Genomic DNA, 13,250 nt, shown 5'->3' on the forward strand with positions numbered 1-13,250 from the left:
ATTTTTCGGGTGATTTAAAAGTTAATTTTTCGTTTAAAAAGGTCAAGCACTGGGCTTAAACCAAACTTATTGGGTTAGTTTTATAAAATATTCTGTTCAAAACTATTCAAAAACTGTTTCTTTACAGTCTTTTATAGTTAATTATTCATAGCAATTAAGGTGAATTTTTTAAGTGGGTGATTTCACCTAACTACTGGATTTTAGCTATTCCAAAAAGAACAAGTGTATTGTCTTTCAAGATCAAAAAGCCATTTTAACTTTACAACAATTCATTTTGATTTTTATTAAAAAAACGGTTTAAAAATTACTTGAGCCCAATATTAGGATATTTACTTGACTTTTGGAAATAAAATAGAAAAAACCTAAAGAGTACTACCGTTTAGATTTTCGTAAAAAATAAATAAGTATCTGGTTACTGCACCAAATCCAGCAAAATCCTTCAATTCACCTTTCAGAAGAAAAACCATATCACCCCCATACAGGATACTTCATTCGCTAATTGCTTGATTCTTTTGTATTTTGACCTCTCAATACGAACATTAATGCACCAATCGGGTTAGAAAGAAAACCTGCTATCCGTTGGGTGCAATAAAAATCCTGATATGCTGAATAAGCCTTTCCTGTTTCTAAGTTTCTTTTTTCTGTCGGTTTTTTGTCATGCCCAAAATCCACAAAAAGAGATTTCTGGTAAAGAGGTTTATACCTACAAAACCCCTGACAGAGATGGAACTGGGAAAGTTTATATGGGAAGGGAGATTTCGCAAGTGATGAATTTCATGGGGATGGCCTGGCTGGAAAGAGCCACAAGATCAAAAGAGGAAAACACTGAATTGGCCATTAAAAATCTGCCCATCAACAAAAAAAGCGTAGTTGCAGATATTGGGGCTGGTTCGGGATATTACACTTTCAGGATTGCCAAGCGGGTTCCTGATGGACTGGTTTATGCTGTAGAAATCCAAGATTCAGCGATTGATTACCTGAAAAAAAGAAGCAAGGAATTGGGATTTGAAAATGTAATTACCATCAAAGGGAGTGAGAAATCTCCCGAATTACCCGAAAACTCCATAGATTTGGCCATCATGGTAGATGTCTACCATGAATTGCTATACCCTCATGAAGTATTACAGGAAATCAGAAAATCCCTCAAGGCAGACGGGAAATTGCTGCTGATAGAATACCGTGGCGAAGATCCCAAAGTCATGATCAAACCCCTGCATAAAATGACTGTGGATCAGGTCACAAAGGAGTTAAATGCAAATGGCTTCAAACTGATCCAAAATGGTCAATTTATGAATATTCAGCATTTTTTGGTTTTTGAGAAAGATTGAGGTTTTGAGAGAAGGAAATCTTAACATTTACGCTGTTTCAATATCAAATTCCCCGTCCAAAAGCAGATCCCATCTCTATCTCTAAACCCAATTCTAAAGTTTAAAATCTCCCTTCACCTTTCATCCCCGCACTGTTGGGGAACGGGCTTTCACCCTTAATCACTTTTCAAGCTTTGCACTGTATTGATGGCTGTAGCTTTTAATGCTTGAAAACTAACGGTTAGAAATGCAATAAAAAATATACTTCCTGCCGCTAATGGAATAAACCACCACTCAAAATCAATGCGGTAAGCATATCCGTTCAACCAATCCTGTATCAACCAATAGGCAATGGCAGAACCTATCAAAACCGATATGGAAACAATCAAGATAAATTCTTTATTGATCACATGAAGAATGGATAAGGTACTTGCCCCCAACACTTTTCTGATACCTATCTCTTTTGTTTTTTGTTCTGCTATATGGGCAGATAGACCAAAAAGACCCAAACAGGAAATCAGGATGGTCAGGATACTGAAATACTTGGCCAATTCCCGTACCCTCACGTCTTCTTGATACATGCGGGCATAGTTCTGATCCATGAAGCTGTACTGAAATGGAAATAAAGGCTCAAAAGTATTTGCTACTTGTTGGATGGCGGACAAAGTTTCCTGCATATTCCCAGGTTGTACTTTGATATATCCCCTGCTGGCAAAAGTAGGATCCAATTGTATGATCACTGGCTCCATGCCTTGGTGGAAGCTCTGAAAATGAAAATCTTCTACAACACCCAATATTTCCATTTCAGAATCCCAAGTGAAAGTGCTGGCTTCAGGGTTGTTTTGGGTTATCAGTTCGTAGGCCCTCCTGTTGATGATGGCTTTGTTGAGAGAATCAGATACTCTTTCTTGAGAAAAGTCTTCTCCAAGAATAATTTTAAAACCCATAGTTTCTATAAAATCATAATCTACATGCATGATTTCGAATAGAGCAGAAAATTCAGGGTCTTTCCCTTCCCATGAAATCCCTCCTGTATTGGAGTTCCTTCCCATAAGAGTGTGGGTGGATCTGCTCATAGCCAAAACTCCTGGTACCGTTTCAAGTTCCTTTTTGAAAGCATCAAAATTCTCTATCATTCTACCTTCAAGTGTAAGACTGATCAGCTGGTCTTTATTGTAACCAAGGTCTTTGTTTAGGGCAAAATTGATTTGTTTGTACACTACTATGGTGGCCAATATTAGCATTGTAGCCATAATGAACTGAAACAAAACCAAACCCTTTCTGGCGATGGCGACACCTTTCCCAGATTTGGTATAACTCCTGAAAACCTGTATCACTTTGGTCGCCGACAGATAGAATGCAGGATAACTACCCGCAATAATACCTGTTATGAACAAAATGAACGCAAATTGTAACCAGGAAAACCATTCTCCATAAGGAACTGACATGGCCTTTCCTGTCAGGTTATTGAATATAGGCAGCGTCAATTCTACCAAAAGAATTGAAAAAACACCTGCGAAAAAGGTGATGAGCAATGATTCTGTAAGGAATTGAGATACGAGCATGCCTTTATCGGCACCTACCACTTTTCTTACCCCAACTTCCTTAGCCCTTTTTTGGGATTTGGCCGTAGACAAATTCATGAAGTTAATACAGGCAATCAATAGGACAAATAGTCCAATGATAGCAAATAGCCTAACATATTCTATTCTTCCACCGGATTGCTGGCCATCCACAAAACGGCCTTTGAGGTAAAGGTCTTTTTGGGGATAAGCAAAAAGGTTTACATTGCTGCCTTCATTTCTATTCGCTATGAAGTCTTCTATACTTTCAGAAAAGTTTTTCCAGTTTGCATTTTTATTCAGCTTTACAATGGTATTCGGGCCATTATTACCCCAAGTGTTTAACCAACCATTGTAGGGCTTGTCAAACATAAACTTAAAGGGAAGAATGTAGTCAAAAGAACCACTACTTTCCAATTTGCCTAAGTCCAACACCCCCATGACTTTGAAATTACTTTCACCATCTGTCTCTTTTAGGGTCACAGACTCCCCAATGACATCAGTTCCACCAAAAAGTTTGATAGCCGACTCTTTTGACAAAACGATGTGGCTGATCTCCGTAAGGGCAGTATTTCTATCACCATGTAGAAAATCGTACTGCATGATATGGAGGTAATCAGGTTCGGCAAAAAATCCTGAAAGGTTGGCTTTTTGATCTTCCACAACGAATAGCTCCGGTTGATTCCAAGAATAACAGGCAGCAAGCTCAACTTCAGGAAATTCATTCTTCAAGGCCTGAGCAAGTAATCCTGGGGTAGATGTGGTTGTGAAAATGTCAGATCCATACCGTTGATGTTCCATAACCCTGTAGACTTGATCGATTTCTGGGAAATGCTGATTGGTATTCAGTTCACTTTTGACCCAAAGACCAATGGAAATGGTGGCCCATAATCCTAAGGTTAAACCAAAAAGATTGATGAAGAAGGTTAACTTATGTTTGGCAAAGCCCCGAAATGCGATTTTGAAGTAGTTGGAGAACATAGTTATAAGGGTTGTCAGGTTGTCGAGTTTGAATTGGTTCAGCCGCAGCGGACAAGTGTAGTTGTTGTATTTGTTCTAATTGATTTCAGATCATCTTTCGAAAATCTATTCACTTCAATTAGATCTTCCTGAATCCGGGAAAAGGACTTCAGTGTTGGGATTCCCCGGGACAAGACCTTGGTGATTTGTCTTTTTTCATTACCCCCTCCGAAATTACTTTTGTACAAGATACCTGGTATTTAGTACAACTTTTCTGAAACCCGACTTCTAACTTCTGCATTTGTCTTGTTTCTTGTCTCTTGTTTCTTGATACTCGAGTCTCGCTTCTCGTCTCTAAATATGAAACTGCTCCCTGATATTCTCGGTCACCACTTTGCCATCGAATAAGTTGATGATTCTATGGGCATAATTGGCGTCGTGTGGAGAGTGCGTTACCATCACAATTGTGGTTCCCTCGTTGTTCAGCTCTTCGAGCAATCTCATCACTTCCTCGCCATTGCCAGAATCCAAGTTTCCAGTAGGCTCATCTGCCAATATCACAGCCGGTTTGGCTACAATGGCACGGGCTATGGCTACCCTTTGCTGCTGACCGCCTGAAAGCTGCTGTGGAAAATGGTCTTTTCTGTGCATGATGTTCATTCTGGTAAGCACCTCCTCTACCCTTTTTTTTCTTTCATCTGATGGAGTTTTGAGGTAAAGCAATGGTAGTTCCACATTCTCAAAAACTGTCAGTTCATCAATCAGGTTGAAGCTTTGAAAAACAAAACCAATATTGCCTTTCCTCAATTGGGAACGCTGTCTTTCAGAATATTTGGCAACTTCCTGATCAAGGAAATGATATTCTCCTTGCTCAGGATTATCCAAAAGGCCAATGATATTCAACAAAGTGGATTTGCCACATCCAGATGGTCCCATGATGGCCACAAATTCCCCCTTTTTGATTTCGATATTGATTTCGTCCAGGGCAGTGGTCTCCACTTCCTCTGTAGTGTATAACTTTTTAAGGTTGACAGTTTTGATGATGTTTTCCATAAATTTATGATATGTTGTCTAAATGCTAAATTGAACTGCTCATGGCTAAGGCCAAACATATGCCACAAAAGAAATGGCCCAAAATCACCCGTTGAGGGCTTTTTTGCTAATATGATAGTAAATTTTCGAACATCTTTGTTCGCACACGGACAAATACAATACAACTTACCCCTAAATTTGCTTTTTTTCTAAGCATTTCGTTAATTGTTTACTTAAAAAATAGTTAATCTATGAAAAGATTATTCATTTGTCTGGCAAGCTTGGTTATAATTTCATGTGGGGGTGAAAATAGCACATCAAATGAGGCATTGAACAGCTATAAGCTAATAAAAGTAGACGCCTTTGAAATTGAGAATTTCACAAAGGTTCATTTAACGGATTTCAGTCCAGAGGAAAGGATATTTTTAGGGTTTTCTGAAGTGCAAAATGAGGTTTTGGAAGTATCGCCTGAAGGAGAAATCCTAAAAAGAGTCAACAGAACTGGCGATGGACCCAATAATTACGGTACATGGAATCCTTTAGGTTTGAGTTTTGGCCCAGAAGGAAAACGCGTTTTCCAGTTTCCTTTTAGGCTTATTACCTATAATGCTGACTATGAAATTGTTGATGACTTCAGGATACCCTCTCCCCTACCCATAAGAGCCATAACGCCTATTGGAAAAACTACCTATTCTACGGAAAATGGAAATACCCGATATCTGGTTGGGCCAAGTACATTCCTATCGGCACATCACCTGATCTTCACAGAAGAAGGAAGGGACACTTTGCAAAACTTCACTTTGCTGAAAACCGAATCTGGACAAACAAAAACTATCCTTCCCTATGAGGAAGATTCCTATTATAAAAAGACCGATCAGATTTACTACAACCTCATGGGCAAAAGCTACTTTGTGGATGGTGGTGAATTATACCTGGTTCATAACCTTGATGATGCTATTCATGTGTATGATATATCTGACGATTTTAAGCTCCTCCGTAAAATACCTATTCACCACAGCCAATTTGAAAAAGCAAGCCCCTTACCCATTGGAATCGCCCCAGATGATCCAAGAGTAAAAAATCTGGCCAATTTACCGGGAAGAAACAGACAATTACTGAATCTTGGAGACAATACATGGATACTGACCTATTATAAGGGAGTAAGCCAAGCGGTTTTTGAGGCAAGGAATTCAGAAGAAAAGCCATTCTCAATATTGGATCAAGAGGACAAGTTAAGCTTAGTGATCTTTGAAAATGAAAAGCAATTGAATGGTGAATTGGCTTTACCTGAGGGTTCAATTTTATTTGCCCTTCCAGATAAAAAAATCCTTGTAAAAGAAAAAGCCAATGAAGAAGTGGAAGAAGAAGTGACCAGATACAGCATCTATCAATTGGTGAAAAAGTAATTCTTTTTTTGATTTCATTTGATTTGGTAAACCTGCCAGGTTTCATGGTCAACAAGGCTTTATAATACCCATTAAGCCTAAAGAGACCTGGCAGGTTTAAGAATCCAATATTTGAATCTGCCTATTTAAGGTTCAAGACTTCATTCTTTCCGAAGTTCTCATAGCCACTGACAATCACTTTATCTCCAGGCTGCAAGCCCTCAATGACTTCGTAAAATTCCGGATTTTTCCTTCCCAAACGGATATTCCTTCGCTCCGCTTTTTCGGAAGACGGGTTGACCACAAAGACCCAATTTCCACCTGTATCTTTATAAAAGCCTCCAGTAGGAAGCAGCACCGCTTGTTGGCTTTCTCCCAATTCCAATCTGATCCTGACCGTTTGCCCCCTTCTTATCCCTGAAGGAACCTGGTCAGTGAAAGCCATGTCTACTTCAAATCTTCCAGCAGTGACATTGGGATAAATTTTGAAGATCTCCATTTCATAATTGCCTCCTGAAAAATTGAAAGTACCTTTTAATCCAGTATACACCCTGGGCAGGTACAATTCATCAATTTGTACCCTTACTTTGAATTTATCCAGAATGTCAATCTGCCCGAATCTTTGTCCCGGGGTGATGGACTGCCCTACTTCAATCTGCTCTGTGGACAATTGCCCAGTAATGGGTGCCCTTAGTGCCAAATTATCCAAGATATGGCCCACGCCGTCCAAAGACTGGTTCATCCTTCTCTCAGAATCCTCTAGCTGCTTTTTTTGCACTGCTCGGGACATGGAATCATTTCTATAGGCCTCATAGGTAAGTCTTCTTCGCTTTACATTGTAATCATACTGCTCTTTGACTTCTTCGAATTCCCTGTCCGAAACGAGTTTTTTGGTATGCAATTCCTTGAATCTTTCGTACTGAGGCTTTAGCAAACTGATCTGGTAATCTATTTCTGCCAATTGGGCCTGCTGATTCAGGTCATTCTGATCCAATTGTAACCTGACCTGTCTCAGGTTATTGAGTTGAAAATACAAACCAGACTCTCTTTCCATGACCTCCAGTTGCAACTTGGAATTGGAAAGCAAAAGGATAGTATCTCCCCTATTGACAAAAGCACCGGATTCCCTCACAATCTGCTGTATATTCCCTCCCTCCAACGCATCCAAATAGAAAACTTCCCCTGGTTCAATGGTACCACTTACCGGAATATAATCTGTGAACTCACCTTCCCGTACAGTGGTAATGGTAATGCGCTCCAAATTGACATTCATGGATGACCTGGAATCAGAAAAAGCCAACTGGTAAATGACAAAACTTACAATCAGTGTGGCTCCCAAAATCATGGCTATTCTCTTCGGCGTCCAGATCTTCTTTTCAATTTTTCTATCCATTGTCGGTATAATTCAAATTTTTTGCTGTTTGCCTAACTGCCAATTGCATGCCACCTCCAAAAAGGCCGAATTCAGGCATAATAACAGAAAAAGAACTTTCCCTGAAAATAAATTTCGAACAAAAACGTCCGTCAGCGAACAAAACTGTACTGCTTTAATCAAAAATAAATTACCTTAATTTAAAAAGTAATTCCTTCAAAATGCGTTTTCTTTCTTTATTTAAGTGTTTTGTGAGAGCATTGGCTATTGGTACCAGTTCGGTACAGGTTTTGGACATATACTCCACATAAAGTACAGGATATGATTCCTCATATTAGTATAATTCAAACCAATTGTAATCAAGATTTCCCATGAAAGAGCAAAAGACTGGCAAAATTCTAATTGTAGATGATAATGAGGATCTTTTGAAAGCAGCTAAGATTTTTCTGAAAAGACATTTTGCACAAGTGGATACAGAAAGTAACCCTGGCCTGTTGCCTATTCTAGTGGTCAATGAACAGTATGATGTGATCATGTTGGATATGAACTTTACCAAAGATGTTAGCAGTGGACAAGAAGGCTTTTATTGGTTAGACCGGATTTTAGAGCTGGACTCCTCTGCTGTAGTGGTATTGATTACGGCCTATGGAGATGTCAATACAGCGGTGAGGGCCATCAAAGAGGGGGCCACTGATTTTGTACTTAAACCTTGGGAGAATGAAAAATTATTAGCAACACTCAACTCAGCCCTTCAATTGAGGCAGTCTAAATTGGAAGTCAATCAATTGAAAAACCAACAGCAGCGGTTTTTTGAGGATATGGATAGTAAGTTCAAAGACATTATAGGACAAAGTCCCCTGATGATCAAAATTTTTGAAACCATAGAAAGGGTCGCGGCTACAGATGCAAATGTTTTAATTCTGGGAGAAAATGGAACAGGAAAAGAACTGATCGCCAGGGCAATACATAGAAATTCCAAAAGACAAAGAGAAGGGTTTGTGGGGGTTGATTTAGGTGCTATTACTACTACTTTATTTGAAAGTGAATTATTCGGTCACAAAAAAGGAGCATTTACCGACGCCAAAGAGGATAGGGCTGGGAGATTTGAACAGGCAAATAAGGGAACACTTTTTTTGGATGAAATCGGTAACTTACCCTTGGCTCTACAGTCCAAGCTTTTAGCTGCATTACAAAATCGGGAAATTACAAGAGTGGGCGGTAATAAGGCTATCCCTGTAAATATCCGTCTAATATCTGCTACAAATATGTCAGTCCACAATATGGTATTCGAAAACCAATTCAGACAGGATTTGCTTTACAGAATCAACACAATTGAAATCACCCTACCCCCATTGAGGGAAAGGTTAGAAGATATCCCCTTATTGGCAAACCACTTTATTGAAATCTACTCGAAAAAATACAGCAAGGATATCAGAAAAGCAGGTGAAGCACTCATCAAAAGAATGCAGAAATACCACTGGCCGGGAAATATCCGAGAACTTCAACACAGTATTGAAAGGGCAGTAATCATGACCACCCACAGTGTACTTCAACCAGAGGATCTTTTTACCCAAAAACATCTGACTCCTGAAAAGCAGGAAGAAATGGTCTCTTTGGATCATTTGAATATTGAAGATGTGGAGAAAATACTTATCCGAAAGGCACTTCAAAAGCATAATGGCCATATTACCCGGGCTGCAGAGGAGTTAGGATTGACAAGATCATCATTATATAGAAGACTGGAAAGATATGGGCTTTAAATCTTTTGCCTTAGGGGTATTGATTAGGGTTATCCTTATTGCACTTACGGCCATTTTTGGTGCTTATTTATATATCCAAAATGCCTCAGTCTTACAAGGGGTTTTATTCCTATGGATTTTAATCCTGCTTTCTTTTAATCTGATTACATATACCACAATTACAAATAGAAAGATCAGTAGGTTTTTAGAATCCATCCGGTATTCAGATTTTTCTTCTTCCTTTACAAAAGACAGTAACTTGGGAAGTTCTTTTAAAGAAATGAATTTATCTTTTAACGAAGTAATTGAGGCCTTTAAAAAAACCCGTGCCCAGAAAGAAGAACAAATGTTGTTTCTACAGATAATGATTCAGCATATCAATACAGGAATCATTTCTTTTGATAGTCAGGGCAAAATCGGAGTCATCAATGGAGCCGCCAAACAATTACTCCAAATCCATCAGTTCAAAGACATTCATGATCTTGGCAAATTGTCAAAAAACTTATTGCAAGAGGTTTTGAATCTCAAGCCATCAGGATCTTTTTCTATCAAAATCAATTCAGATCTTCACCTCAATGTGCAGTCTGCTTCCTTCAAAATGGAAGGCCAAAGCTGGACATTACTCTCATTCCAAAACATCAAATCTGAGTTGCAAAAGAACGAATTGGATGCTTGGCAAAACCTGACCAAAGTACTGAGGCATGAAATCATGAATTCCATGACACCTATTGCCAGTTTGGCCAGTTCCCTGGGCATTATTTTGGAAGAAGATGTCAAAGAAAATGAGCAGGGAGAATTGGCTTTGGAGAAGGAAAGCTTTTTGGACCTGTCAGAAGGATTGGAAACTATTTTTAAAAGAAGTAATGGTTTGGTAGATTTTGTAAATGCCTACAGGGATTATACCAATATTCCCCAGCCTGAATTAAAAGTATTTCCCATCAAACCCTTATTTGAAAATATACGGGTGCTATTGAAAGAAGATCTTTCAAAATCAGACATCCAACTGATCTGCGACATTTCTCCACCCGATATGGATGTTATTGTCGATCAGGATTTGATCCAAATGATCCTGATCAACTTGATAAAAAATGCCAAAGAGGCCATGGAAAAGGCCAATAATCGGACAATCATGCTCAGAGCAGGTATGGACAGCCATTCAAGGCCTTTTATCAAAGTCATTGACCATGGTGAAGGTATTGTCCCGGAAGCTTTAGAAAAAATATTTGTGCCTTTCTATACCACCAAAAAATCCGGGTCTGGAATTGGTTTGGCCATTTCCAGACAAATAATGAACCTCCACAAAGGGAATCTGGAAGTATCCTCTATTCCCGGAGAGCAAACTGTTTTTACTTTGGTGTTTAAATAAGTTTTATCAATTCTTTTCCCATAGTTTAATACTAATTCAAATCAAATCTTTATCATTTCAAACCGCAAGTGCTATTGATGACCTCTATGGAATGCTAAAGCTTTAAGATGAGAACCACCCCCAAACCATTTCATCAATGGAAGATGGATTTGTAACGGTAAGGCATGATATGGATGTGTTGAAAAAAATGAATGATTTTGGCCCCCATGTGATTGCCAAAGCGGGAGAAAAGGTGGCTGCATATGCCTTGGCCATGACGTTTCAGAACAAAGAAGATGTACCTGTATTGGGTACCCATGTGTGAACAAATTGATCATTTGACATATAAGGGTAAGCATTTATCCGGTTGTAGAGTAGGTTTGTGTAAGTAAAGATTTCAGGGGTCAGGGAATTTTTGACAGATTGTACCAATGTTACCGATCCACATACGAGAAGAAATTTGACTTTATCATCACAAAAATAGCTACCAATAACACCAGGTCCATCCGGGCGCACCAAAGAGTAGGTTTCGTGGAAATCCATCAGTTTACAGATGCATTGCCGATGGACTGGAGCATTGTTTTATGGCATTGGGTAAAATCTTAATATGACTCCATGGCGCCTAAAAAAAAACGTCAAATTTAAAATAATTCTTCCATACCGTACATTTTTCTTAAATTGAGAACATGATCATTCAAAACAATGACCCTTCCTGCTTTCCGGAATTACTTGAAATTTGGGAAGCTTCTGTCCGCGCAACACATGATTTTTTAAATGAGGATAAAATACAGGAGATTCGGCAAATCATTATTGATGGAAATGTTTTTGCCCACGCAGATATTTACACCTTCCAAAATGCTGAAAAGAAAATACTGGGATTCCTGGGACTATCCAAAGAAAAAATCGAAATGCTCTTTATTCATCCTGATTTTAGAGGGCAGGGTATTGGGAAAAACTTGACCCATTTTGCAGTAAACGAGCGAAAAATTTTAAAAGTTGAAGTCAATGAACAAAATATACAAGCAGTCAATTTTTATAAAAAACTTGGCTTCCATGTAACCAATAGAAAGCCGTTGGATGATCTTGGTAATCCTTTTCCCATTTTACAAATGAAGTTTACTTCTTTATGATGACATTAGAACACGTTGCTATTTGGACGGAAGATTTGGAAAAATTAAAGGTCTATTACCTAAAGTATTTTGATGGGCAATCAAATGAATTGTACGTCAATCCAAAAACAGGATTCCAAAGCTATTTCATCTCTTTTTCAGGAGGAGCCAGATTGGAATTGATGCAAAAGCAAGGCATCCCCAGTAACCTGAATGACCGGAAGTCAGCACAACATATGGGGATAATTCATCTTGCATTTGGCACATTATCCAAAAAAGCGGTTGATAGGAAAGCGGAGGAACTCAAAAAAGCCGGCTTTGAAATTCTAAGGGGACCTAGAACTACCGGGGATGGCTATTATGAGTTTGAAACTTTAGATCCGGAAGGCAATAGAATTGAGGTAATATTTAAACCCTGAAAAAAACGCTTGATCAATTAATCAGAATAAAGTCCTGATTTTTAGCCATTTGAAATTTGATTCAGATACCTAACCGAACAAAAAAGAGGCTGTCCCTAATTTGGGTACAGCCTCATTTAAATATAATTGCTTATTAGGTCATTTTAGTTTCTTTGAAATACCCTTACGTAATCCACAACCATTTGCTGGGGAAAAACCGTGGTATTGTCAGGACTTCCAGGCCAATTTCCACCAACAGCCACATTAAAGAGAAAGAAAAATGACTCTCTTAATTCACTCAAACCACTTGGTCTGATATCAATTTCATGATAAGGTTCATTGTCCAGCAACCAAATGATCTTATTAGCATCCCAAATGATAGAAAAGACATGAAAATTATCATTGAAAATCCCTTGTTGTAAGGTAACGGATCCTCCAAACTCTGCGTGGCTCCCATTATTGTCCCAATGAACAGTACCATGAACAGTGTTGTCCCTACCGTTGACACTACCACCAATCATCTCCATGATATCAATTTCTCCACACCTGGGCCATCCCACTTGTTGTATGTTATCTCCTAACATCCACAATGCCGGCCAGATACCCTGCCCTTTTGGCAAGGCTGCTCGGATATCGATTCGTCCAAACCTAAAAGATTGTCTTCCCTGGGTTTTTATCCGGGAGGAAGTATATTCCCTTCCGTCAAAGTTTTCCTTTCTTGCCTGAATGATCAAATGCCCATTGGAAACCCTCACATTATCACGCGTATAGGTCTGTAATTCATTATTACCCCAGCCACAAAGAGCAGGACAACCATCTCCCATATCAAATACCCAATCCCCAGAAAGGCTATTGCCCTCAAACTCATCATTCCAAACCAAGCTATATCCTTCATAGCTCATTGGACTTTCAAAACCAGTCTCTGGAATTCCCAAAGTAGGAACTGGCTCGATGGTATTGGTTTCCCCTTCATCTTGCTGACAGGCTTGAGAAAGCCAGCCAGCAAGTATGAGGAAAATTATGTGATTAATTTTAATCATT

General features: G+C 38.9%; 12 protein-coding genes. 8 read left to right on the forward strand and 4 right to left on the reverse strand.

All coding sequences use genetic code 11. From position 1 onward, the window contains the following. Positions 1-602 precede the first annotated feature (602 nt). Positions 603-1,328, forward strand: a complete 726-nt coding sequence (locus tag QZT73_RS16030) for a class I SAM-dependent methyltransferase (protein ID WP_291782081.1) — start codon at positions 603-605, stop codon at positions 1,326-1,328. Positions 1,329-1,483: 155 nt separating this feature from the next. Here the strand turns inward: QZT73_RS16030 and QZT73_RS16035 are convergent, their stop codons facing one another. Beyond that, positions 1,484-3,850, reverse strand: coding sequence for an ABC transporter permease (locus tag QZT73_RS16035; RefSeq protein WP_291789231.1), 2,367 nt, complete (start codon positions 3,848-3,850; stop codon positions 1,484-1,486). A 333-nt stretch (positions 3,851-4,183) separates the two neighbouring features. After that, positions 4,184-4,882 (reverse strand): ABC transporter ATP-binding protein, encoded by a 699-nt coding sequence (locus tag QZT73_RS16040; RefSeq protein WP_291782088.1) that lies wholly within the window; start codon positions 4,880-4,882, stop codon positions 4,184-4,186. 230 nt (positions 4,883-5,112) lie between these two features. Between QZT73_RS16040 and QZT73_RS16045 the strand changes: the two genes are divergently transcribed. Further along, a complete protein-coding gene (locus QZT73_RS16045; RefSeq protein ID WP_291789233.1) occupies positions 5,113-6,267 on the forward strand; it encodes a hypothetical protein in 1,155 nt (384 codons plus the stop codon). Positions 6,268-6,388: 121 nt separating this feature from the next. On the opposite strand, the gene QZT73_RS16050 is transcribed toward QZT73_RS16045, so the two are convergent. Next, positions 6,389-7,639, reverse strand: coding sequence for an efflux RND transporter periplasmic adaptor subunit (locus tag QZT73_RS16050; RefSeq protein ID WP_291784990.1), 1,251 nt, complete (start codon positions 7,637-7,639; stop codon positions 6,389-6,391). A 350-nt stretch (positions 7,640-7,989) separates the two neighbouring features. Between QZT73_RS16050 and QZT73_RS16055 the strand changes: the two genes are divergently transcribed. The 6 genes from QZT73_RS16055 to QZT73_RS16075 all read left to right on the forward strand — a co-directional run bounded on the left by QZT73_RS16055 (position 7,990) and on the right by QZT73_RS16075 (position 12,230). Beyond that, on the forward strand, positions 7,990-9,378 hold the full coding sequence (locus QZT73_RS16055; RefSeq protein WP_291789236.1) for a sigma-54 dependent transcriptional regulator: 1,389 nt from the start codon (positions 7,990-7,992) through the stop codon (positions 9,376-9,378). After that, positions 9,368-10,723: an ATP-binding protein gene (locus QZT73_RS16060; protein WP_291789237.1), complete on the forward strand. Its 1,356-nt coding sequence runs from the start codon at positions 9,368-9,370 to the stop codon at positions 10,721-10,723. Before QZT73_RS16055 ends, QZT73_RS16060 begins: the two co-directional genes overlap by 11 nt. Before the next feature lie 136 nt (positions 10,724-10,859). Beyond that, positions 10,860-11,027, forward strand: coding sequence for a hypothetical protein (locus QZT73_RS16065; protein WP_291781864.1), 168 nt, complete (start codon positions 10,860-10,862; stop codon positions 11,025-11,027). Positions 11,028-11,125: 98 nt separating this feature from the next. Then, the gene (locus QZT73_RS17035) at positions 11,126-11,308 is read left to right on the forward strand and encodes a hypothetical protein (protein WP_363331103.1); all 183 of its coding nucleotides are present in this window, start codon (positions 11,126-11,128) and stop codon (positions 11,306-11,308) included. Between the two features lie 80 nt (positions 11,309-11,388). After that, positions 11,389-11,832: a GNAT family N-acetyltransferase gene (locus tag QZT73_RS16070; protein ID WP_291789240.1), complete on the forward strand. Its 444-nt coding sequence runs from the start codon at positions 11,389-11,391 to the stop codon at positions 11,830-11,832. Next, positions 11,829-12,230 (forward strand): VOC family protein, encoded by a 402-nt coding sequence (locus tag QZT73_RS16075; RefSeq protein ID WP_291781869.1) that lies wholly within the window; start codon positions 11,829-11,831, stop codon positions 12,228-12,230. The genes QZT73_RS16070 and QZT73_RS16075 overlap by 4 nt, the downstream gene beginning before the upstream one ends. Positions 12,231-12,373: 143 nt before the next feature. Here QZT73_RS16075 and QZT73_RS16080 read toward each other — a convergent pair whose 3' ends face one another. Next, positions 12,374-13,249 (reverse strand): glycoside hydrolase family 16 protein, encoded by an 876-nt coding sequence (locus QZT73_RS16080; RefSeq protein ID WP_291781872.1) that lies wholly within the window; start codon positions 13,247-13,249, stop codon positions 12,374-12,376. Position 13,250: the final 1 nt, after the last annotated feature.

Origin of the sequence: Cecembia sp. (genome assembly GCF_007126775.1) — a bacterium.
Classification (GTDB): domain Bacteria; phylum Bacteroidota; class Bacteroidia; order Cytophagales; family Cyclobacteriaceae; genus Cecembia.

Coding starts and splice junctions, on each gene's coding strand:
- QZT73_RS16030 (WP_291782081.1), top strand. CDS start 603: ATGCTGAATAAGCCTTTCCTGTTTCTAAGTTTCTTTTTTCTGTCGGTT.
- QZT73_RS16035 (WP_291789231.1), bottom strand. CDS start 3,850: ATGTTCTCCAACTACTTCAAAATCGCATTTCGGGGCTTTGCCAAACAT.
- QZT73_RS16040 (WP_291782088.1), bottom strand. CDS start 4,882: ATGGAAAACATCATCAAAACTGTCAACCTTAAAAAGTTATACACTACA.
- QZT73_RS16045 (WP_291789233.1), top strand. CDS start 5,113: ATGAAAAGATTATTCATTTGTCTGGCAAGCTTGGTTATAATTTCATGT.
- QZT73_RS16050 (WP_291784990.1), bottom strand. CDS start 7,639: ATGGATAGAAAAATTGAAAAGAAGATCTGGACGCCGAAGAGAATAGCC.
- QZT73_RS16055 (WP_291789236.1), top strand. CDS start 7,990: ATGAAAGAGCAAAAGACTGGCAAAATTCTAATTGTAGATGATAATGAG.
- QZT73_RS16060 (WP_291789237.1), top strand. CDS start 9,368: ATGGGCTTTAAATCTTTTGCCTTAGGGGTATTGATTAGGGTTATCCTT.
- QZT73_RS16065 (WP_291781864.1), top strand. CDS start 10,860: ATGGAAGATGGATTTGTAACGGTAAGGCATGATATGGATGTGTTGAAA.
- QZT73_RS16070 (WP_291789240.1), top strand. CDS start 11,389: ATGATCATTCAAAACAATGACCCTTCCTGCTTTCCGGAATTACTTGAA.
- QZT73_RS16075 (WP_291781869.1), top strand. CDS start 11,829: ATGATGACATTAGAACACGTTGCTATTTGGACGGAAGATTTGGAAAAA.
- QZT73_RS16080 (WP_291781872.1), bottom strand. CDS start 13,249: ATGATTAAAATTAATCACATAATTTTCCTCATACTTGCTGGCTGGCTT.